At 74.4% G+C, this 18,440-nt stretch carries 15 protein-coding genes; 9 read left to right on the top strand and 6 right to left on the bottom strand.

Annotation, left to right across the window (positions count from 1 at the left end; all coding sequences use genetic code 11):
- Positions 1-47 precede the first annotated feature (47 nt).
- The 3 genes from ACLJOU_RS36930 to ACLJOU_RS36920 all read left to right on the top strand — a co-directional run bounded on the left by ACLJOU_RS36930 (position 48) and on the right by ACLJOU_RS36920 (position 4,218).
- Positions 48-1,427: a protein kinase domain-containing protein gene (locus ACLJOU_RS36930; RefSeq protein WP_410573914.1), complete on the top strand. Its 1,380-nt coding sequence runs from the start codon at positions 48-50 to the stop codon at positions 1,425-1,427.
- A gap of 193 nt (positions 1,428-1,620) precedes the next feature.
- The gene (locus ACLJOU_RS36925) at positions 1,621-2,997 is read left to right on the top strand and encodes a serine/threonine-protein kinase (protein ID WP_410573913.1); all 1,377 of its coding nucleotides are present in this window, start codon (positions 1,621-1,623) and stop codon (positions 2,995-2,997) included.
- 126 nt (positions 2,998-3,123) lie between these two features.
- Positions 3,124-4,218, top strand: coding sequence for a LacI family DNA-binding transcriptional regulator (locus ACLJOU_RS36920; RefSeq protein WP_410573912.1), 1,095 nt, complete (start codon positions 3,124-3,126; stop codon positions 4,216-4,218).
- Positions 4,219-4,777: 559 nt separating this feature from the next.
- On the opposite strand, the gene ACLJOU_RS36915 is transcribed toward ACLJOU_RS36920, so the two are convergent.
- From ACLJOU_RS36915 to ACLJOU_RS36905, 3 genes are all read right to left on the bottom strand, one after another.
- Positions 4,778-5,389 carry a substrate-binding domain-containing protein gene (locus tag ACLJOU_RS36915; RefSeq protein WP_410573911.1) on the bottom strand — a complete coding sequence of 204 codons (612 nt, stop codon included), beginning with the start codon at positions 5,387-5,389 and terminating at the stop codon, positions 4,778-4,780.
- 81 nt (positions 5,390-5,470) lie between these two features.
- The gene (locus ACLJOU_RS36910; protein WP_410573910.1) at positions 5,471-5,884 is read right to left on the bottom strand and encodes a DeoR family transcriptional regulator; all 414 of its coding nucleotides are present in this window, start codon (positions 5,882-5,884) and stop codon (positions 5,471-5,473) included.
- Positions 5,884-7,704 (bottom strand): heparinase, encoded by a 1,821-nt coding sequence (locus tag ACLJOU_RS36905; RefSeq protein ID WP_410573909.1) that lies wholly within the window; start codon positions 7,702-7,704, stop codon positions 5,884-5,886. The genes ACLJOU_RS36910 and ACLJOU_RS36905 overlap by 1 nt, the downstream gene beginning before the upstream one ends.
- 109 nt (positions 7,705-7,813) lie before the next feature.
- On the opposite strand from ACLJOU_RS36905, the gene ACLJOU_RS36900 reads away from it, so the two are divergent.
- From ACLJOU_RS36900 to ACLJOU_RS36880, 5 genes are all read left to right on the top strand, one after another.
- A complete protein-coding gene (locus ACLJOU_RS36900; protein WP_410573908.1) occupies positions 7,814-9,127 on the top strand; it encodes an ABC transporter substrate-binding protein in 1,314 nt (437 codons plus the stop codon).
- The gene (locus tag ACLJOU_RS36895) at positions 9,127-10,059 is read left to right on the top strand and encodes a carbohydrate ABC transporter permease (RefSeq protein WP_410573907.1); all 933 of its coding nucleotides are present in this window, start codon (positions 9,127-9,129) and stop codon (positions 10,057-10,059) included. Before ACLJOU_RS36900 ends, ACLJOU_RS36895 begins: the two co-directional genes overlap by 1 nt.
- A gap of 137 nt (positions 10,060-10,196) precedes the next feature.
- Positions 10,197-11,006, top strand: a complete 810-nt coding sequence (locus tag ACLJOU_RS36890; RefSeq protein WP_410573906.1) for a carbohydrate ABC transporter permease — start codon at positions 10,197-10,199, stop codon at positions 11,004-11,006.
- Positions 11,003-12,016: a hydroxyacid dehydrogenase gene (locus tag ACLJOU_RS36885; RefSeq protein WP_410573905.1), complete on the top strand. Its 1,014-nt coding sequence runs from the start codon at positions 11,003-11,005 to the stop codon at positions 12,014-12,016. Before ACLJOU_RS36890 ends, ACLJOU_RS36885 begins: the two co-directional genes overlap by 4 nt.
- Positions 12,013-13,947: a DUF2264 domain-containing protein gene (locus tag ACLJOU_RS36880; protein ID WP_410573904.1), complete on the top strand. Its 1,935-nt coding sequence runs from the start codon at positions 12,013-12,015 to the stop codon at positions 13,945-13,947. The genes ACLJOU_RS36885 and ACLJOU_RS36880 overlap by 4 nt, the downstream gene beginning before the upstream one ends.
- 120 nt (positions 13,948-14,067) lie before the next feature.
- On the opposite strand, the gene ACLJOU_RS36875 is transcribed toward ACLJOU_RS36880, so the two are convergent.
- A complete protein-coding gene (locus ACLJOU_RS36875; RefSeq protein WP_410573903.1) occupies positions 14,068-15,240 on the bottom strand; it encodes an NAD(P)/FAD-dependent oxidoreductase in 1,173 nt (390 codons plus the stop codon).
- Positions 15,241-15,323: 83 nt separating this feature from the next.
- Positions 15,324-16,268: an RNA polymerase sigma-70 factor gene (locus ACLJOU_RS36870; RefSeq protein ID WP_410573902.1), complete on the bottom strand. Its 945-nt coding sequence runs from the start codon at positions 16,266-16,268 to the stop codon at positions 15,324-15,326.
- A 38-nt stretch (positions 16,269-16,306) separates the two neighbouring features.
- Between ACLJOU_RS36870 and ACLJOU_RS36865 the strand changes: the two genes are divergently transcribed.
- On the top strand, positions 16,307-17,962 hold the full coding sequence (locus ACLJOU_RS36865) for a glycoside hydrolase family 13 protein (protein WP_410573901.1): 1,656 nt from the start codon (positions 16,307-16,309) through the stop codon (positions 17,960-17,962).
- Positions 17,963-18,001: 39 nt separating this feature from the next.
- Here ACLJOU_RS36865 and ACLJOU_RS36860 read toward each other — a convergent pair whose 3' ends face one another.
- Positions 18,002-18,292: a helix-turn-helix transcriptional regulator gene (locus ACLJOU_RS36860; protein ID WP_410573900.1), complete on the bottom strand. Its 291-nt coding sequence runs from the start codon at positions 18,290-18,292 to the stop codon at positions 18,002-18,004.
- Positions 18,293-18,440: the final 148 nt, after the last annotated feature.

The following is an 18,440-nucleotide window of genomic DNA, read 5'->3' as shown; positions in this document are numbered from 1 at the left end:
TCTTCTGCTAGAAAGTGCCTCGTTTCGCCGACGACGCAGGGGTACGGGTGGCTTTCGAGGAACAGCTCGTCAACGGGCGCTACCGGCTCCTGGGGCACCTCGGCCGCGGCGCGATGAGCCTCGTGTGGCGGGCCAGGGACGAGCGGCTGGACCGCGTCGTGGCCGTCAAGCAGTTCCTGCACGAGCCGGGCGCGGGCGGCGACGTCTGCGAGCGGGCGATCCGCGAGGCGCGGCTGGCGTCGCGGCTGCGCCACCCGCACGCCGTGGCGGTGCACGACGTGTTCGAAGACGCCGGCTCGATGTACCTGGTCATGGAGTACGTGCCCGCCCGGTCCCTGACCGAGCTCCTCCTCGACCGCGGGCCGCTGCCGCGCTGCGACGTGCTGCGGCTCGGGCGGCAGGTCGGCGCCGCGCTCGCCGCCGCGCACGGCGACTGGATCCTGCACCGGGACGTCACGCCCAACAACGTCCTCGTCACCGCCGACGGGACCGCCCGGATCACCGACTTCGGCGTGTCGCGCGCCCTCGGCGAGCACCCGGCGGCCGACGACGGCGTCATCGTCGGCACGCTCCCCTACCTGGCGCCGGAAGTCGCCGGGGGCGGCGAGGCGGGCCTGCCGTCCGACGTCTACTCGCTCGGCGCCACCCTCTACACCGCCCTCGAGGGCACCCCGCCGTTCGGCACCAGCGACGACCCGATCACGTTGCTGCGGCGGATCACCGAGAACCAGCTGAGCCCGCCACCCCACGGCGGTCCGCTGACCGCCGTGCTGCTGCGGATGCTCGAACGCGACCCGGCCGCGCGCCCGTCGATGCAGGAGGCGGTGGAACTCCTGGCCGCCGTGGGCAGGCCGGCCACGGCCGCGCCGCGGCGCCGGTCCGGGTGGCGCCGCGCCGCCGTCACCGGGGCCGCGGCGTGCCTGGCGTCGGTGAGCGTGGCGGCCGGCCTCGCCCTCGCCGACCGGCCCGGGACCACGACGGCGGCCCCCGTCGAGGCGCCGCCCGCGACCGTCACCGCCGACCACACCGTCCGCAGCACCACCACGGCCCCCGCGCCGGTGCCGGCCCGCGCGTCCGACGGGCCGGCACGGCACTCCACCCCGCCCGCCTCCGCCGCGACGCCGGGGTGCACCGCCCGCTACGAGGTCACGAACGCCTGGCCGGGCGGCGCCCAGGCGCAGGTGACGGTGCACAACGACCGGCCGACGCGGCTCACCGGCTGGACGGTGACCTGGGTGCAGCCCGGCGGGGCCGACATCCGGGACCTGTGGAACGGCACCCTGGCCCGGACCGGTTCGTCGGTGACCGTGACCGACGCGGGCTGGAACGCCCTCGTCGAACCCGGCGGCTCGGCCACGTTCGGGCTGAACCAGGACATCACGGCCGGGCACCCGGGCGTTCCGGTCGTCGGCTGCCGGACGAACTGAGACCGTTATCGATCCGTCACAACCGGATCGCCATTTCTTCCGTAGCGCCCGCTCTGTTTTCCGGCATCCGGAACGAATACGTCGAACGCAATTTTCGGCCCCACCCGGGTGAGTGAATCGGGCCGACGCGCCGAACTGCGCGTCGCGACCGGCCGTGTCCCTTCACGACGAACGAAGAGAGGGGAGCGTGCCCGTGCACGAAGGGGCAGTGATCGCCGGCCGCTACCGCGTGCTCGGCCGGGCGGGGCACGGCGCGATGGGGGCCGTCTGGCGGGCGAAGGACGAACGGCTCGACCGCCTGGTGGCGATCAAGCAGCTCTTCCCCGACTCCCCCGCCGACCCCGCGGCCGCGGAGCGCACGCGCGAGCGGACGATCCGGGAGGCCCGGGTCACCGCCCGGCTGCGCCACCCGCATGCGGTCGTCGTCCACGACGTCGTCGAGGAGGGCACCGCGGCCTACATCACGATGGAGTACCTGCCCGCCCGCACGCTGACCGACCTGCTGGAGGAGCACGGCCCGCTGGTGCCGGAGTACGCGGCCGAGCTGGGCGCCCAGCTCGCGTCGGCGCTGGCCGCGGCGCACGCGGAAGGCGTGGTGCACCGCGACATCAGTCCCAACAATGTCCTCGTCACCACCGACGGCTCGGCGAAGATCACCGACTTCGGCGTGGCCCACGCGCGTGGCGAAGGCACCGCCACCGGGCGCGGGCTGGTCGTCGGCACGCCGGCCTACCTCGCCCCGGAGGTCGCGGACGGCGCCGAGCCCGGCTTTCCCGCCGACGTCTACTCACTGGGCGCCACCCTCTACACGGCACTCGAAGGACGGCCGCCGTTCGGCACCGACGAAAACCAGCTGGCTCTGCTCAAGCGCGTCGGCGCCGGCCACATCCGCCCGCCCGCGACCAGCGGCCCGGTCACCGACGCCGTCCTCCGGCTGCTCCACCGGGACCCGGCCGCCCGGCCCGCGATGGCCGGGGCGGCCCGGCTGCTGAGCCGCGCCACCGCGCCCGTCGTGGCCCCGGTGGCGGCGCTGGCCGGCCACACACCCGCACCGGTCCGCCGTCGCCGTTCCCGGGTGGTCTTCGCCGCGACGGCGGTGGTCCTGGCCGCGGCCGCCGTGGTGCCGGCGACGTCGCTCCCGCCCGGCCGGGAACCCGCGAGTGCGGCGGCCCAGCTCGCTTCGGCGCCGTCCGTGACCCCGTCCGTGAACCCGTCCGTGACCCCGTTGACGGCGCCGCTCACGACCCGGTCCGCCGCCCCGCCGGCCTGCGCCGCGCGCTACCAGGTCGTGAAGTCGTGGAACGGCGGCTTCCAGGGCCTGGTGACCGTCCGCAACAGCGGACGGGCCGAAGTCAGCGGGTGGACGGTCAGCTGGGCGACGCCGGCCGGGACGAGCATCGACGACCTCTGGAACGGCAGGCTCGTGCGGACCGGCACCACCTCGGCGATCGCGAACGCCGAATGGAATGCGGCCCTGAAGCCGGGCGAATCGACCACCTTCGGCTTCATCGCCCTGGCCCGCGGCGGCAACCGCGGGATGCCGGTGACCGACTGCCGTCCCGGGGCGTGAATCGACGCCCGCGCCGTTTTCGATCATCCGACGAAGGTGTCTTGACCGGTCGCGTTGAGCGGCATTATGGTCGACGTCCACCCCTTCCTGTTAGCGCTAACTTCCGACCGGACAACGGATCGGACAATGGGTCTCGAGAAAGTCCTCACGAAGATGACGAATTTCCGCGACGTGGCGGACGAGCCATCCGGCGGCGGCCGCGGCGCGGTGACGATCACCGACGTGGCGAACGCGGCCGGCGTCTCGGCGAGCACGGTCTCCTACGTGATCACCGGCAAGCGGACGATCTCCCCCGCCACCCGGCGCCGGGTGGAGGAAACCATCCGCGCCCTCGGCTACCGGCGCCGCGGCGGCTCGCCGTCGCCCCGCGCCGGTGTCCTCGCGGTGGCGGTGCCGCTGCTCGGGGACCGGCAGCTGGGCATGGAGATGGAGTTCTTCTCCGCGGCCGCGGGCGCGGCCCGCGAGCTCGGCTTCGACCTGCTCCTGGTCACCGGCGACGAAGGCACCGCCGGCCTGCACCGGGTGACGGCGGCCGCCTTGGCCGACGCGGTGATCGTGCTCGACGCCGGCGACGACGACCCGCGGGTGCCCGTCCTGCTGGCCTCCGGGCGCCCCGCGGTCCTGGTCGGCGCGCCGGCCCGGCACCGCGGCCTGGCGTCGGTGCCGCTCGACCTCGCGCCGGCCGGGCGGGCCTGCCTCGCCCACCTCGCCGGGCTCGGCCACCGGTCGGTCGCGTACCTCGCGCCGCCGGCCACCTCGCCCGGCCCCCGGCTCCGGTACCTGACGGAGTTCGTGGCCAGCTTCCACGCCGCCGCGGCGGAACACGGGGTGAAAGCGGTTTCCCACTCGTGCGCGCCGACCGCCGACGGCGTCGGCCGGAGCCTGGACAAGCTGCTCGCCGACGGCGGTCCCACCGCGCTCGTCGTGCCCGACGAAGCGGCGCTCCCGCTCGTCATGGGCACCCTCCGGCAGCGCGGACGCGAGGTCCCCGGCGACGTCTCCGTCGTCGCGGTGTGCTCGGCCACCGTGGCGGGGCAGCAGCGGCTCCGGCCCACCGCGGTGGTGGTCCCGGCGGCCGAGCTGGGCGAGCTCGCCGTCCGGCGGGCGGTGCACCAGCTCGACGGCGGTCCGGACGCCGAGCCCGCCACCGTGGTCCCCGCGTTCGTCGCCGGGGAAAGCACCGCTGCGGTCCGGGAAGGGGCGACGCTGTCCCGCGGGTGAGAATTCCCGGCGAATCGAACCCGCTGCGCGTTTCGGCCGTATTTCTCTTCGAGGGCGGTAGGCGTCGAAGAGGGGTTTACGGCTGGCAGCGAAAAAGGGAACTCTCGCCGGGCGTTACCGGCTGCTCGAACCGGCCGGTCACACCCGGCGGGACGGCGTGGCGGGCCAGGGACGAATTGCTGGACTGGTCCGTCGTCATCGACCGGCTGCCCGTTCGACGCTGCCCGGGCGATCCGCGACTCGCGCGTGGCCGTCCGGCTGTACCACCCCAACGTCGTCGTGCACGACGTCTTCGAGCACGACCTGACGCCGTACGTGGTGACGGAGGCCGCTCCTTGGCCCGGCCGCCGAGCGGCGGCTCGTCGAGCTCACGGTTTCCCGTCCGCCGGGCCGGAGGGCGCGGGCCCGTGTCCTGGTGGGCACCGTGCTCGTCGTCGCCCTCGGCACGGCGGTCACGACGCACGCGGCCCGGCGCCGTCTCGCTTCCTGACCCGGCGCCGCTATTCGTTCCGGAACACCGGATCGCCATTCCGGCCGTCTCCGGGAAAATCCGGCCGATTCACGCGTGCCGCGATTCCGCCGCACCCCCGCACGATTCCCGCACCACCAGCGTCGGCCACAGCTGCACCCGGTGCACCGGACGCTCGGTCGTCTCCGCCAGGCGGGCCAGCGCCAGCTCCGCCGCCACCGCGCCGAGCCGGTGCTTCTGGGGGCACACCGCCGTGAGCGGCGGGTCCGAAGCCGCCGCCACCTCGTCGTCGTAGGAGACCACCGCCAGCTCGCCCGGGACCGCGATGCCGCCGTCACGCGCCCGCTGGAGCAGGCCGATCGCCTCGCGGTCGGCGTGCACGAGCAGGGCGCCGACGCCGTCGCGGCGGCAGCGGTCCAGCAGCGTGTCGTACTCCACCGCCCAGCCGGGGGTGCCGTAGACCGGGACGTCGAGGTCCGGCGCCGCCGCGGTGTCCAGGCCCAGGGAGGCGATCGCCTCGCGCCAGCCGGTGCGCAGCGCGCGGCTCGTCGGGCTGGACCGGGACGTCACCAGCCCGACCGCGCGGTGGCCGAGCGAAACCAGGTGCCGGACGGCCAGGCCCGCCCCCAGCGCGTGCGCCGTCGTGGCCGCGTCCAGGGCGAGCGTGGGCAGCTCGGGCGGCGGCAGGCGTTCGACGAGCACCACCGGGACGCTCAGCGAACCCAGCCAGCGCAGCAGGTCCAGCGCGCCGCGGCCGCGGGTGGCCGGCGCGACCAGCAGCGTCTACACGCCGCGCTCGAGCAGCGTGGTGACCTGGCGGCGGTCCTCCCCGGCTTCGTAGCTCGACGCCCGCAGCACCAGCCGTCCGCCCGCGGCGGCCACCGTGGCCTGCGCGCCCTGGATCACCGCGGGCCAGTAGTACTCCACCGACGGCGCGACCATGCCGACCAGCGCGCCGGGCGCGGCCGGGCCGAACACCGAAGCGGCGCGGCCCGGCTCCGGCGGCCCGCCGCGAGGCCGGCTCAGCGTGACCCCGCCGTGGACCCGCGTCAGCAGGCCGCGGTCGGCCAGCTCGGTGACGTCCCGCCGGACGGTGACCGCCGTGACGCCCAGCCGCTCGACCAGTTCGGCGAGCCGGACCGCGCCGTGCTCGCGCACCAGCGCGAGGATCAGCTGGTGCCGTTCGGAGGCGAGCATCACCGGACCTGCTCCAGCCGGACCCGCGCCGGGCCCGCGGACACGACCAGGGTGAGCCGGCTCAGGTGCGTGCCCCACGACGCCCGCAGCAGCGGGTCGTCCAGCGGCCGCCGCTCGAGTTCGGCGGTGGCGGACCGGGCGTCCCAGCTCAGCCGCAGCACCCGCCGACCCGCCCGCGACACGAACGCTTCCCCCGCCCGCAGCTCGACCTCGCCCGCGAAGACGTGCCGGAGCCGGACCGGCCGGACGCTGTCGTCGTCCGCCACGAGGACGTGCGCCGGCGTGCCGCGCACCAGCCGCACCGAACGGAGCCAGCGCGGCACTCCCGGGTACGCCCCGGCGAGGTCCGCCGACAGCACCGCTGCGGCCGCGGTGAGCTCGACCCGGACGTCCCGTGCCCCGAAGGCCGCCCCGGGTTCCTGCGTGACGCCCGGCTCGGGGACGTTGTGCCACTCGCTGCGCACGGGCCAGGCCCGGTACCGGTCCGGCCCGAAGCTGGCCGCCGTGTACGTCGGCTGGCCGACGTCGGCCACCACCGGCACCCCGTCGACCGCCACCCAGTACGACCCGACGTCGAGGTGGTTGTGCCGCTCGCCGTTGTGCCCGGCCTTGACCGCCACGGTCAGCCCGCTCGACGTGCCCGCCGTCTCCCGGGCGACGAGCACCTGCACGCGCGGCAGCCACTGTTCGCGGGCCAGCCAGGTTCCGCGCGGGTCGTCCGCGAGTGCCGTCCGCCAGCCCGGGTCGGCCAAGGCGGCCAAGGCGCGGCCGAGGCCGGCCGACGGCCACACGAGCCGTCCGCCCGCCCGCGCCCGGCTCACCGCGTGCGCCCGGACGTCGGCGTCGCCGAGCCGCTCGCCCCACCGGTGCAGGACGTGCCACGGCTGGGCCGGCGGCAGGCGGCCCGGGGCGTCCCCGGCGTTGACGTAGGCGTCGCCGCCCAGGTGCATCCGGTGCGGGAAGCGGACCAGCGGAGCCAGCACCGGGAGGTCCCGCGCGTCGGCCCCGGTCGCACCGGCCAGCAGGTCGAGGCACTCCAGCAGCCGGCAGGCGCCGTGCCACCAGTAGGCGACTCCCTCGTCGATGCCGCCGTCGTCGGGCAGCACGGCGACGTAGTGGCCGAGGCCCTCGACGACCAGCCGCACGAGCCGCCCGCGCTGCGCTTCGTCGTCGACGAGCAGCAGCGCGGCGGTGAGGACGGCACTGTGGATCCACGGGTTCCAGTTGTGCGCGTCGCCGTCCAGGCCGAGCCAGTGCCAGTCGCGGATCCGCTCGAACGGCGTCAGGACGCGGAGGTCGACCTCCCGGCGCAACCGCTTGCGCAGGCCCGGGGCGCGGCGGTCGAGGTGCGGGCCGAGCACCTGGTCGGCCCAGGCGAACAGGGACGCGACCTCGGCCGCGCCCAGGTCGAGGAAGGGGTCGTCGGGGTCGGCCAGCACCTCCCCGCGGCCGGCCGCGTGCCGGTCGTGCGGCGCCCAGCACCAGGTGGTCGCCTCGGCGAGGGCGACCAGCCCGTCGATCGCGCCGTCCAGGAACGGCACGTCGGCCGGCGGCGTTTCGCCGGTCAGCACGGCGGCCAGGACCAGCGTGGTGACGCGGTCGCGCAGCTCGCGCGCGGCGTCTTCGTAGTCGGTCCGGACACCGTCGCGGAACGTCCGGGCCCACGCCGTGGCCGTCAGGACCGGCGCGGGCCGGGCGAGCACGGCACGGGCTTCGGCGAGCAGCGCGACACCGTCGGCGGCGGCCCAGACGGCCCGGTCGCGGACGTCCGGAAAGGCGGGCCGCACCACCCGACGGCCCTCGAAGAGCGCGCGCAACACCACGGCGTTCCCTTCGGTCCTGATCGGTTCTGATCGGTTTTGACCAGAATTGTTGACTCGAACTATGGCACACCCCGACAGTGACAGCCATCACTTCGACGGAGGAGCAATGACGCTTCGGGGATCGGCGGGATTCGGCCGCCGGACGTTCCTTTCGGCCACGGCCGGGCTCGCGGCCGGCGGGCTGCTCGGCGGCTGCGCGTCGACGACCACGGCCTCCGGTGCCACCCGCGTGACCATCTGGTCGTGGCTCACCGGCATGGACAAGTACGTCGCCGCGTTCAACGCCGCGCACGCCGGCATCTCGGTGGAGCTCAACGTGATCGCGTCCGGTCTCAAGGGCGGTTACGCCCAGCAGGCCAACGCCCTGCGCGCCCACAACGCCCCCGATATCCTGCACGCCGAGTACCAGGGCCTGCCCCAGCTGCTCACCACGGGCGGCCTGCGTGACCTCACCGACGACCTCGCCGACCTCGAACGCGGCTACTCCCCCGCCGCCTGGCAGGGCGTGCGGCCCGGGGCCCGCACCTGGGCGGTCCCGATGGACCTCGCCCCGATGGTGCTCTACTACCGCAAGGACCTGTTCGACCGCCACGGCGTCGCGGTTCCGCGTACGTGGGCGGAATTCCGCACCGCCGCGCAGGCCGTGCGGCAGGCCGACCCGGCGGCGCGCGTGACGACGTTCCCGCTCAACGACGGCTCGTTCTTCGCCGGGATGTGCTGGCAGGCGGGCGATCCCTGGTGGCGGGTCGACGGCGGCTCGTGGCGGGTGGACATCGACGGCCCCGGCACCCTCCGCACCGCGGACTACTGGCAGGGCCTGATCCGCGACGGCCTGGTCGCCACGGCACCGACCGGTGACCAGGACTGGATCGGGGCGATGCACACCGGACGGCTCTGGGGCCTGCTCGGCGCGTCCTGGAGCGTCGGCTCGCTGGTCAAGTCCATTCCGAACGACAAGGGCCGGTGGGCGGTCACCACCATGCCGACCTGGGACGGCGTCCCGGCCAACGGCGTCCAGGGCGGCAGCGCGTTCGCCGTTTCCGCCGAGAGCAAGGTGCCGACCGCGGCCGTGGCGTTCCTGCGCTGGCTGAGCACCGACCCCGCCGTCGCGAAGCTCGGCACCACGTTCACCACCCCGTTCCCGGCTTACCTGCCGAGCCGGGACATCGCCCGCAGGGCCTACAAGGGCGGGTACTTCCTCGGCGATCCGGTGTACGACGTGCTCGACGAAGCCGCCCGGCGCGTTCCGGACTGGACCTGGGGCCCGAACGCGCTGCGGACGTTCTCCACCGTCGTCGACCGGATGGGCGGGGTGAAGACGGGCGGCACGACCCTGGCCGCCGCCGTCCGGCAGACGCAGACCGGCGTCGTCGCCGAACTGCGCGAGCGGGGATTGACCGTGCTGGAAGGGAAAGCCTGATGACCGTCGTCACCCCCGAACGCGCGACGAACGTCCCGGCGCCGCCGCGTTCCGGCGTCCCGAAGCGGAACCGCCGGGGCCGCGGGCACGCCGGGCTCGTGCTGGCGGCGCCGTTCGCGATCCTGCTGACCGCCACCGTCCTCGTCCCGATCGGGTACGCGCTCTACCTGAGCCTGTTCACCGATCGCCTGTCCGGCCTGGGTTTCTCGGGGCCGCACCAGGCGTTCATCGCGCTCGGCAACTACGCCGACGTCCTCACCGACCGCGCGTTCCACGCGAGCCTCGGCAACGTGGCGCTGTTCGTGGTGGTGCACATCCCCGTCATGCTCGGCCTGGCGCTGGTGCTGGCCCTGCTGATCGACTCCGCCGTCGTGCGGCTCAAGCGCCTGTGGTCCCTGGCCGTCTTCCTGCCGTATGCGGTGCCGACGGTGATCACCGGGCTCGTCTGGGCCTACCTGTACAGCCCGAATTCCGGGCTGACCGCGTTGCTGCCGCTCGACCCGCTGGGCAAGAGCGGCATCCTGCCTTCGATCGTCAACATCGCGACCTGGCAGTGGGTCGGCTACAACATGATCATCTTCTACACCGCGTTGCAGGCCGTCCCGCGGGACGTGCTCGAAGCCGCGCGCGCCGACGGCGCCGGGGGCCTCCGGACGGCGTGGTCGGTCAAGGTCCCGATGATCCGGCCGACGGGGTTCGTCGCCCTCGTGTTCACCGTCATCGGGTCCCTGCAGCTGTTCACCGAACCCCTGGTGCTGCGCGGGTTCACCGGCTCGGTGACGAGCACGTGGTCCCCGAGCCTGTACGTGTACGAAGCCGCGTTCATCGCCAACGACTACGGCCGCGCGGCCGCCGCGTCCGTGCTGCTGGCGCTGGTGTCCGCCCTGCTCTCGGCGCTGGTCATGCGCCTGTCGAACCGGAGGTCCCGGTGACCCTGTCCCCTGGCGGTGCTGTGACATCCGGTGCTGTGACATCCGGTGCTGTGACATCCGGGGCTGCGCCTCGGGCCGGGGGCGCCGCCACCCGGAACCCCCGGAAAGCAGGTTCGCGGTGGACGTCCCGCACGGTCGTGCACGTCCTGCTGGTGCTGGCCGCGCTGTACGCGGTCCTGCCGCTGGTCTGGCTGGTCACCTCGGCCACCAAGTCCGTCGGCGACTTCTCCACGACCGGGGCGTTCGAGTTCGGGCAGTTCAACCTCGGAACCAACCTCAGCGCGCTGTTCACCCAGGAGAACGGCGTCTTCCTCGCCTGGATCCGCAACTCGCTGCTTTACGCGGGCCTCGGCGCGGTGCTCGGCTCGCTGATCTGCGCCGCCTGCGGGTACGCGATCGCGAAGCTCGACTTCCCGGGCCGCCGCGCGTTGTTCGCGGTGACGCTCACCGGGGTCCTCGTGCCGACGACCGCGCTCGCGCTGCCGCTGTACCTGCTGGCGTCGCAGCTGGAGGTCGTCGGCACCTTCTGGGCGGTGTTCATCCCGTTGCTCACCAACCCCTTCGGGGTCTACCTCGCCCGCGTCTACGCCGAGGCCGCGGTGCCCGGCGAGGTCCTCGAAGCGGCCCGGACCGACGGCGCGGGCGAGCTGCGGACGTTCTTCACCATCGGGCTGCCGATGATGCGGCCGGGGCTGGTGACGATCTTCCTGTTCCAGTTCGTGGGGATCTGGAACAACTTCTTCCTGCCGCTGGTGATGCTGACCGATCCCAAGCTGTTCCCGATGAGCCTCGGCCTCTACCAGTGGAGCACGCGCGTGACCCAGTTCCCGCAGTACAACCCGCTCGTCATCACCGGCTCGCTGCTGGCCGTGCTGCCGCTGGCCGTGGCCTTCGTGCTGCTGCACCGGCAATGGCGGTCCGGGCTGGCGGCGGGCAGCGTCAAGTGACCCGCCGCCCGGAGACCCTGCTGGTGATGGCGCGGGACACGATGGCGGTGCAGTTCGGGCCCGCGGAACTGGCCCGGTTGCGCGCCACGGCCCGGCTGGGCGAGCCGGTGTGCACCGACGAGCTCGGCTCGGCGCCGGTGCGCGCGCGGCTGGCCGAGGTGGAGGTGCTGCTCACGTCGTGGGGTTGTCCGCCGCTCGACGACGCGGTCCTGCGGGCCGCGCCGCGCCTGCGGGCGGTGCTGCACGCGGCGGGCAGCGTCCGCGACCACGTCGGCGCGGCGGTCTTCGACCGGGGCCTGCTGGTCACCACGGCCGCCGACGCCAACGCCGAACCGGTGGCCCAGTACACGCTGGGCGCGATCCTGTGGGCGTTCAAGAAGGTGCCGTTCCTCGCCGCCGACGCCCGGGAGTTCCGCGAGGACTGGAGCTACCGCGACCGCCGGGGCGAGCTGTCCGGCCGCGACCGGACGGTGGTCCTGGTCGGGTTTTCCCGCGTCGGCCGCCGCGTCGCCGCGCTGCTGCGGCTGCTGGACCTGGCCCGTGTGCTCGTCGTCGACCCGGTGATCGACCCGGCCGAGATCCGGGCGGCCGGGGCCGAGCCCGCGTCACTGGTGGAAGCCCTGCCCCGGGCGGACGTGCTGAGCCTGCACGCACCCTCACTGCCGGAGACGCGGCACCTGATCGGCGCCGCCGAGCTGGCCGCCCTGCCACCCGGCGCGGTGCTGGTCAACACCGCGCGCGGGGCACTGGTCGACACCGCGGCGCTCGAGCACGCCTGCACCGCCGACGGCCTGCACGCGGTCCTGGACGTCACCGAGCCCGAGCCGCTGCCCGCCGGCTCGCCGCTGTACGCGCTGCCCAACGTGGTGCTGACCCCGCACGTGGCGGGCTCGCTGGGCGCGGAGACCCGCCGGATGAGCGCCGAGGCGCTGGGCGAGCTCGAGCGCTACGCCGCGGGCCTGCCGCCCCGGGCCCCGGTGACCCGGCACTCCCTGGCGGTGCAGGCATGACCGCCGCCGAAGACCGGCGGCTTTCGCCGTACACCGGCTGGACCCGCGAGCACTACGCCGCCCTGGCGGACCGGCTCCTCACCGCGGCCGGCCGGTACCGCTCGCCGACCGGGGCGCGGATCGACCTGCCCGGTCCGGCCAGCCGCAACGGCCGGGCCTCCGACGGCCTCGAAGGGTTCGCCCGGACCTTCCTGATCGCCGGGTTCCGCGTCGCCGGGGAGGGCGGCGCGGATCCGGGCGGCTTTCTCGAGCACTACGCGCGCGGGCTGGCCGCCGGCACCGATCCGGCGTCACCCGAAGCCTGGCCGCGGCCCGACGAGCTCGGCCAGTCCAAAGTGGAGGCCGCGTCGATCGCGCTGGTGCTGCAGCTGACCCGGCCGTGGCTGTGGGACCGCCTGGCCGACGCCGTCCGCTACCGGGTCGTCGCCTGGCTGGCGACGGTGATCGGGCAGCCCTACCCGCCGATCAACTGGGTGTGGTTCCGGATCGTCGTGGAGTCGTTCCTGCGCGAGGCGGGCGGGCCGTGGTCGGCGGCCGACGTCGAGGAGGACCTCGCCGTGCACGCGTCGCTGCGGCGGCCGGGCGGCTGGCTCAGCGACGGCGACGAGCGCGCCTACGACCACTACACGGGCTGGGCCCTGCACCTGTACCCGCTGCTGTGGACGCACCTGTTCGACGTCACCGGCACCCTCTGCCCCGGTTCCGTGCGCCTGCGGTGGGCGGCGGACCTGCGGCGGTACCTCGACGACGCCGTCCGGCTGGTGGGCAGCGACGGCTCGCCGCTGCTGCAGGGCCGCAGCCTGGTCTACCGCTTCGCCGCCGCGGCGCCGTTCTGGGTGGGCGCGGTCACCGGGACGTCCGCCTTGTCCCCCGGCTTGACGCGCCGGGTGGCGGGCGGGATGGTGCGGCACTTCGCCGACCGCGGCTGCGGCTCCGGCGACGGCCTGCTCTCCCTCGGCTGGCACCACCCCTGGCCCGCGATGCGCCAGGCCTACTCCGGACCCGGTTCGCCGTACTGGGCGGCGAAAGGCCTGCTGGGCCTCGCCCTCCCCGCGGACCATCCCGTGTGGACGGACGTCGAGGAGCCGCTGCCGATCGAGACGGGGGACGTCTCCCGGGTCATCGCCGCCCCGGGCTGGCTGGTTTCGGGACGGCGCCGCGACGGCATCGCGCTGGTGGTCAACCACGGCACGGACCACGCCCGCCCCGGCGACCCGCGCGCCGACTCGCCGCTCTACGCCCGGCTCGGCTACTCCACGGCCACGGTGCCACCGCGGGGTTCCGTCCCCGACAACACGGTGGCCGTCCTGGACGCCGACGGCCGGGCGAGCGACCGGGCGGGCTTCTCGGCGTGCTACGCGATCGAGCTGCCGGGCGGGGTGCTGGCCGCGGCGTCGCAGGGCCGGGTCCGCTGGGTCGACACGTCGGCCGACGACTCCCCCGACCACGGCGCCGGCCGCAGCGGCCCGGTGGTGCCGGGGCCGGTGCTGACGGTGGCTTCCGTGGTGCGGGGCGGCATCGAGGTGCGCTTCGCGCGCCTGGACACCGCCGACGGCCCCGTCCGCTCCCTGCGCCTCAGCGGCTGGCCGGTGTCGGCCGCCACCCGGCCGGTGACCGAAGCGGGCGTCGCCGCGGCGCGGACACCGGACCTCCGGTCGGCGGTCCGTCCCCTGCGCGGCTTCACGACGGCGGACGTGGCGGTCGAGCCCGGCACGTCGCCACTGGGCGAGTGGACCGCGATCCCTTACGTCGCCAGGGAAAACCCCCGGCCGGGAGCGGTGCTCGCCGCCGTGGTGGTCCTGGACCGCGACGGCCCGGACGAACCCGACCCGGCCCTGACGATCGCCGCCGACGGCCGCACCGCCACGCTGACGTGGCCCGACGGCGTCACCGCCCGAGTCGCCTTGCCCGCCCCGGAGCAGCTCCCGTGATCGAGAGGCATCACGGCGATGCCCGCTCGATCCCACGAGATGACCCTCCAATCACGCGTGCTGACCCTCCAATCACGCGTGCTGACCGTTGGATCACGCGTGCTGCCCGGGCCGGGCCGGTCAAGCGGCCGCGAGCGGCGCCTCGGCCGGGACGATGTGACGGCGCCGGGTCGGCGCCATCGCCGTCGGGTGGGTGACGCTCCACGCCGCGCTCCGGCAGATCATCTCCTTGAGGCGGGCGGCCGGCTTGCCGGTGACCGCGGACGGCTTCGGGCGGTCGTCCGGGGTCACCCACTGCACGACCGCGTTGCGGCGGCCGAGGCTGATGCACTGGGCGGTGTAGCCGATCTTGTTCTCCGGGACCGGGCGGCCGGTCAGGCGGGCGGCGATGACGTCGGCCGCGTGGTAGGCCGACGGGACGCCCGAGGCGCAGGACATCCGCAGCGGCGCGCCGTTCGCGCCCGGGGCCAGGGCGGCGTCGCCGACGGCGTAGACGTCCTCGTGCGAAACCGACCGCATCGTCTCGTCGACGACGATCTGCCCGGTCTCCGAAACCGTGAGCGTCGTGGCCGCGGCGATGGGGTGGACGGCGAAACCGGCCGTCCAAACGGTCACCCCGGCGGGAATCCGGGCGCCGCCGTCGACGATTGCGGCGGCCGGCTCGACCGCCGTGATGCCGGTGTTCTCGTGCACGGTGACGCCGAGCCGGTCGAACGCCTTCCGCAGGTGGGTCCGCGCCTTTTCGCTCAGCCAGTCGCCGAGGCCACCGCGGGTCACGAGGGCGACCTCGAGGTCCGGACGCGCTTCGGCGATCTCGGTGGCGGCTTCGATGCCGGTGAGGCCGCCGCCGGCGACGAGCACGGTCTCCCCCGCGGGGAGCTCGGCCAGCCGCGCCCGCAGCCGCAGCGCGGCCTCCTTGCCGGCGAGGTGGTGGGCGTGCTCGGCGACCCCCGGAACACCGCTCTCGGCGGCCGTGCTGCCGAGGGCGTAGACGAGCGTGTCGTAGCCGAGCTCGCCGCCGCCGGCGAAGGCGACGGTCTTGGCCTCGGCGTGGACGGCGGCGACCCGCGCGACCCGCACCTGCACGCCGGTGCCCGCGAAGAGCTCGCTCAGCGGGCGGGGCTTGAGGTTCTGGCCGGTCGCCAGCTGGTGCATCCGGACGCGTTCGACGAACTCGGGGTCGGCGTTGACGAGGGTGATCTCGGTGTCGGCCGGGTGCAGCCGCTTGGCGAGGCGCGCGGCGGCGTTGGCTCCGGCGTACCCGGCGCCGAGGACGACGATGCGGTGCTTCATTGGTTTGCCTCCTGTCCGGTCGGTGTGTGCCTCCTGAACCGGGCAGCGGCGGAAAACCTGACAGGTCCCCGCTGTGACCTGCGTCACCAGATGTCGGGCAGCGGCTCCGCGTGTTCGACGGTGGCCCACCGGCCGGCCGCGCGCTCGAGCTTGGCCGGGTTGACCTGGGCGTGGACGGCCGCGATGCCTTCGGTCGTCACGTCCAGCGTGACGACCCCGGCGAGCCGGCCGTCGACGAGGAGCACCAGCGCGGGCGCGCCGTTGACGACCGCGGTGTACAGCACCGGCCGGCCGCCGATCATCGCCCACTTGGCTTCGCTGGGCTCGAACAGCCCGCGCAGGAACCGCGCCACCCGGACCACGCCCGTGACCGGCCGCGGCAGCGAGAAGAGGACACCGCCGCCGTCGCCGACGCTGACGACGTCGTCGGTCAGCAGCTTCACGAGCGAGTCGGTGCGGCCGCTGAGCGCCGCGGCGAGGAACTCTTCGACGATCTTGCGCGCGGCAGCCGCGTCGACCTCGACCCGGCGCCGGTCGGCGGCCAGGTGCTGCTTGGCCCGCCGGTGGATCTGCTGGCAGTTCGCTTCGGTGAGGTCGAGCACCTCGGCGATCTCGGCGTGCGCGTACCCGAACGCCTCACGCAGCACGTAGACGACGCGTTCCTTGGCCGAAAGCCGTTCCATCAGCGTCAGCATCGCGATCGAGACGGATTCCCGCTGCTCGACCGTGTCGGACGGGCCGAGCATCCGGTCCCCGGCGAGGACCGGCTCGGGAAGCCACTGGCCGACGTAGGTCTCCCGGCGCGCCCGCGCCGAGGTGAGCCGGTTGAGGCAGAGGTTGGTGAGCACCTTCGTCAGCCACGCCTCGGGCGTCTCGATGCGCTCCCGGTCGGCGGACTGCCAGCGCAGGAAGGTGTCCTGCACGGCGTCCTCGGCATCACTGGCCGAGCCGAGCAGGCGGTAGGCGATGGCCTCCAGCCTCGCCCTGGCGCTTTCGAAGACCTCGACCTCGTGCACGGCGACCGACATGCCCCCAGTGAACCACCAGCGCGTGCGAAGATCCGGGAGTGTCTTCCACTTCACCCCGCCCGCGCTCGTTCTGGGACGACGCGGTGGTCTACCAGCTCTACGTCCGTTCGTTCGCCGACAGCGACGGTGACGGCGTCGGCGACCTCGGCGGGGTGATCGGGCGGCTCGGCCACATCGCCGGGCTCGGCGCCGACGCGATCTGGCTGAACCCCTGCTACCCCTCGCCGCAGGCGGACCACGGCTACGACATCGCCGACTACCACGGCGTCAACCCGGAGTACGGCAGCCTCGAGACGTTCGACCGCCTGGTCGCCGAGGCCCATGACCGCGGCCTGCGGATCCTCATGGACCTGGTGCCCAACCACTGCTCGGAGCGGCACCCGTGGTTCACCGCGGCCCTGGCCGCGGGCCCCGGCTCGCCCGAGCGGGCGCGGTTCGTCTTCCGCGACGGCCGGGGCGACGAGCCGCCCAACAACTGGCAGTCGGTGTTCGGCGGGCCGGCGTGGACCCGCGTCACCGAGGCCGACGGCACGGCCGGGCAGTGGTACCTGCACCTGTTCACCCGCGAGCAGCCCGACTTCGACTGGCGCAACCCGGAAGTCCTGGCCTACTTCGACGACGTCCTGCGGTTCTGGTTCGACCGCGGCGTGGACGGGTTCCGCATCGACGTCTGCCACGGGCTGGTCAAGGACGCGGCCCTGCGCGACTGGGACCCGGCCGAGGGCAGCTACAACGCCTACAGCTGGAACCGGCCGGAGGTGCACGACATCTTCCGCCGCTGGCACGCGCTCGCCGCCGGCTACGGCCCGGACCGCGACCTGCTGCTCGTCGGCGAGGTCTGGGTGCCGGACCCGGCCGACCTGGACCGCTACCTGCGCCCCGACGAGCTGCACCAGGCCTTTTCGTTCGACCTGCTGGTCCAGCCGTGGGAGGCGCGGGCGCTGCGCGCGGCGATCGGCCGCGCCACGGCCCGCACGGCGGGGCACGGCGCCCCGGCGGCGTGGACGCTGGCCAACCACGACGTCCACCGGGCGGTCACGCGCTACGGCATCGTCCGCCCGGAACCGGCCCCGGCCAGCAACGACGCGTTCGCCGCTCTCATGCGCCCCCGCGGCGAAGTCGACGCGGACCTCGGCGAGCGCCGGGCCCGCGCCGCACTGCTGCTGGTGCTGGCCCTGCCCGGCTCGGTGTTCCTGTACCAGGGCGAAGAGCTCGGCCTGCCGGAGGTCCAGGACCTCCCGGACGAAGCCCGGCAGGACCCGGTGTTCCACCGCACGGGCGGCCGCGAAAAGGGCCGCGACGGCTGCCGGGTCCCGCTGCCGTGGACGGCGGACGCCCCGGCGTTCGGGTTCGGCACGGGGGTGCCGTGGCTGCCGCAGCCGGCGTGGTTCGCCCGGTACGCGGCCGACGTCCAGGAGAAGGACGACAAGTCGACACTGCACCTGTACCGCCGGGCCGTCGGGCTGCGGCGGGAGCGGCGCCTCGGGCGCCCCGGCCCGGTGGAGTGGCTGGAGACGGCGGACGACGCGGTGCTGGCGTTCCGGCGCGGCGCGCTGGTGTGCGCGGTCAACACGGGGAGCACGCCGTTCACCGCGCCGGCCGAGTGGGGAAAAGTCGTGCTGGGCAGCGCCGCGGCGGACGGCGTGCCGGGCGATTCGGCGGCGTGGTTCGTTTCGGAGCCGGACGGTGAGTGAGCACGGACGGCCCCCGGAAACCTCTTCACCGCCCGGGTTTCACGCCGGGGCCGCCGGTTCGACGCCGAGCGCCGCGACCAGGTCGGCCACCCGGTGGTGCGCCTCCAGCGGGTGGCGCAGCCGGCCTTCCGGGTGGATCTTGTAGTGGTTGCGCCGCCCGACGCGCTCGCGCTCGAGGTAGCCCTCCGCGATCAGGTCCGCGAGGATCAGCTGCACCCCGCGTTCGGTGATCCCCACCCGCTCGGCGATGTCGTGCAGCGTGCGGTCCGGATCCGCGGCCACGCACAGCAGGACGTGCGCGTGGTTGCTGAGGAACGTCCACGATGCCATACCGGCCACAGTAGACGTCCGAACTTGACAGACGAAGTGCAGTTCGTCATTCTGGAGGGGCGGAGGGGAGTACCCGCCCGGTCCGGCATCGTCAATCCGGCTGCCCCAGTGCAGTCCGGTGCCGGCGTCACCTTCGGGTGACCGGGGA

Origin of the sequence: Amycolatopsis sp. cmx-4-61 (genome assembly GCF_046548775.1) — a bacterium.
In the GTDB taxonomy this organism is placed as follows: Bacteria; Actinomycetota; Actinomycetes; order Mycobacteriales; family Pseudonocardiaceae; genus Amycolatopsis.
Note: the sequence above shows the minus strand (reverse complement) of the source record. Positions and strands in the feature narration are given on the sequence as shown.

Excerpts from the sequence above, each read along its gene's own strand:
- ACLJOU_RS36870 (WP_410573902.1), bottom strand. The coding sequence starts at position 16,268 with ATGTCGGTCGCCGTGCACGAGGTCGAGGTCTTCGAAAGCGCCAGGGCG.
- ACLJOU_RS36860 (WP_410573900.1), bottom strand. The coding sequence starts at position 18,292 with ATGGCATCGTGGACGTTCCTCAGCAACCACGCGCACGTCCTGCTGTGC.
- ACLJOU_RS36900 (WP_410573908.1), top strand. The coding sequence starts at position 7,814 with ATGACGCTTCGGGGATCGGCGGGATTCGGCCGCCGGACGTTCCTTTCG.
- ACLJOU_RS36880 (WP_410573904.1), top strand. The coding sequence starts at position 12,013 with ATGACCGCCGCCGAAGACCGGCGGCTTTCGCCGTACACCGGCTGGACC.
- ACLJOU_RS36875 (WP_410573903.1), bottom strand. The coding sequence starts at position 15,240 with ATGAAGCACCGCATCGTCGTCCTCGGCGCCGGGTACGCCGGAGCCAAC.
- ACLJOU_RS36895 (WP_410573907.1), top strand. The coding sequence starts at position 9,127 with ATGACCGTCGTCACCCCCGAACGCGCGACGAACGTCCCGGCGCCGCCG.
- ACLJOU_RS36910 (WP_410573910.1), bottom strand. The coding sequence starts at position 5,884 with ATGCTCGCCTCCGAACGGCACCAGCTGATCCTCGCGCTGGTGCGCGAG.
- ACLJOU_RS36920 (WP_410573912.1), top strand. The coding sequence starts at position 3,124 with ATGGGTCTCGAGAAAGTCCTCACGAAGATGACGAATTTCCGCGACGTG.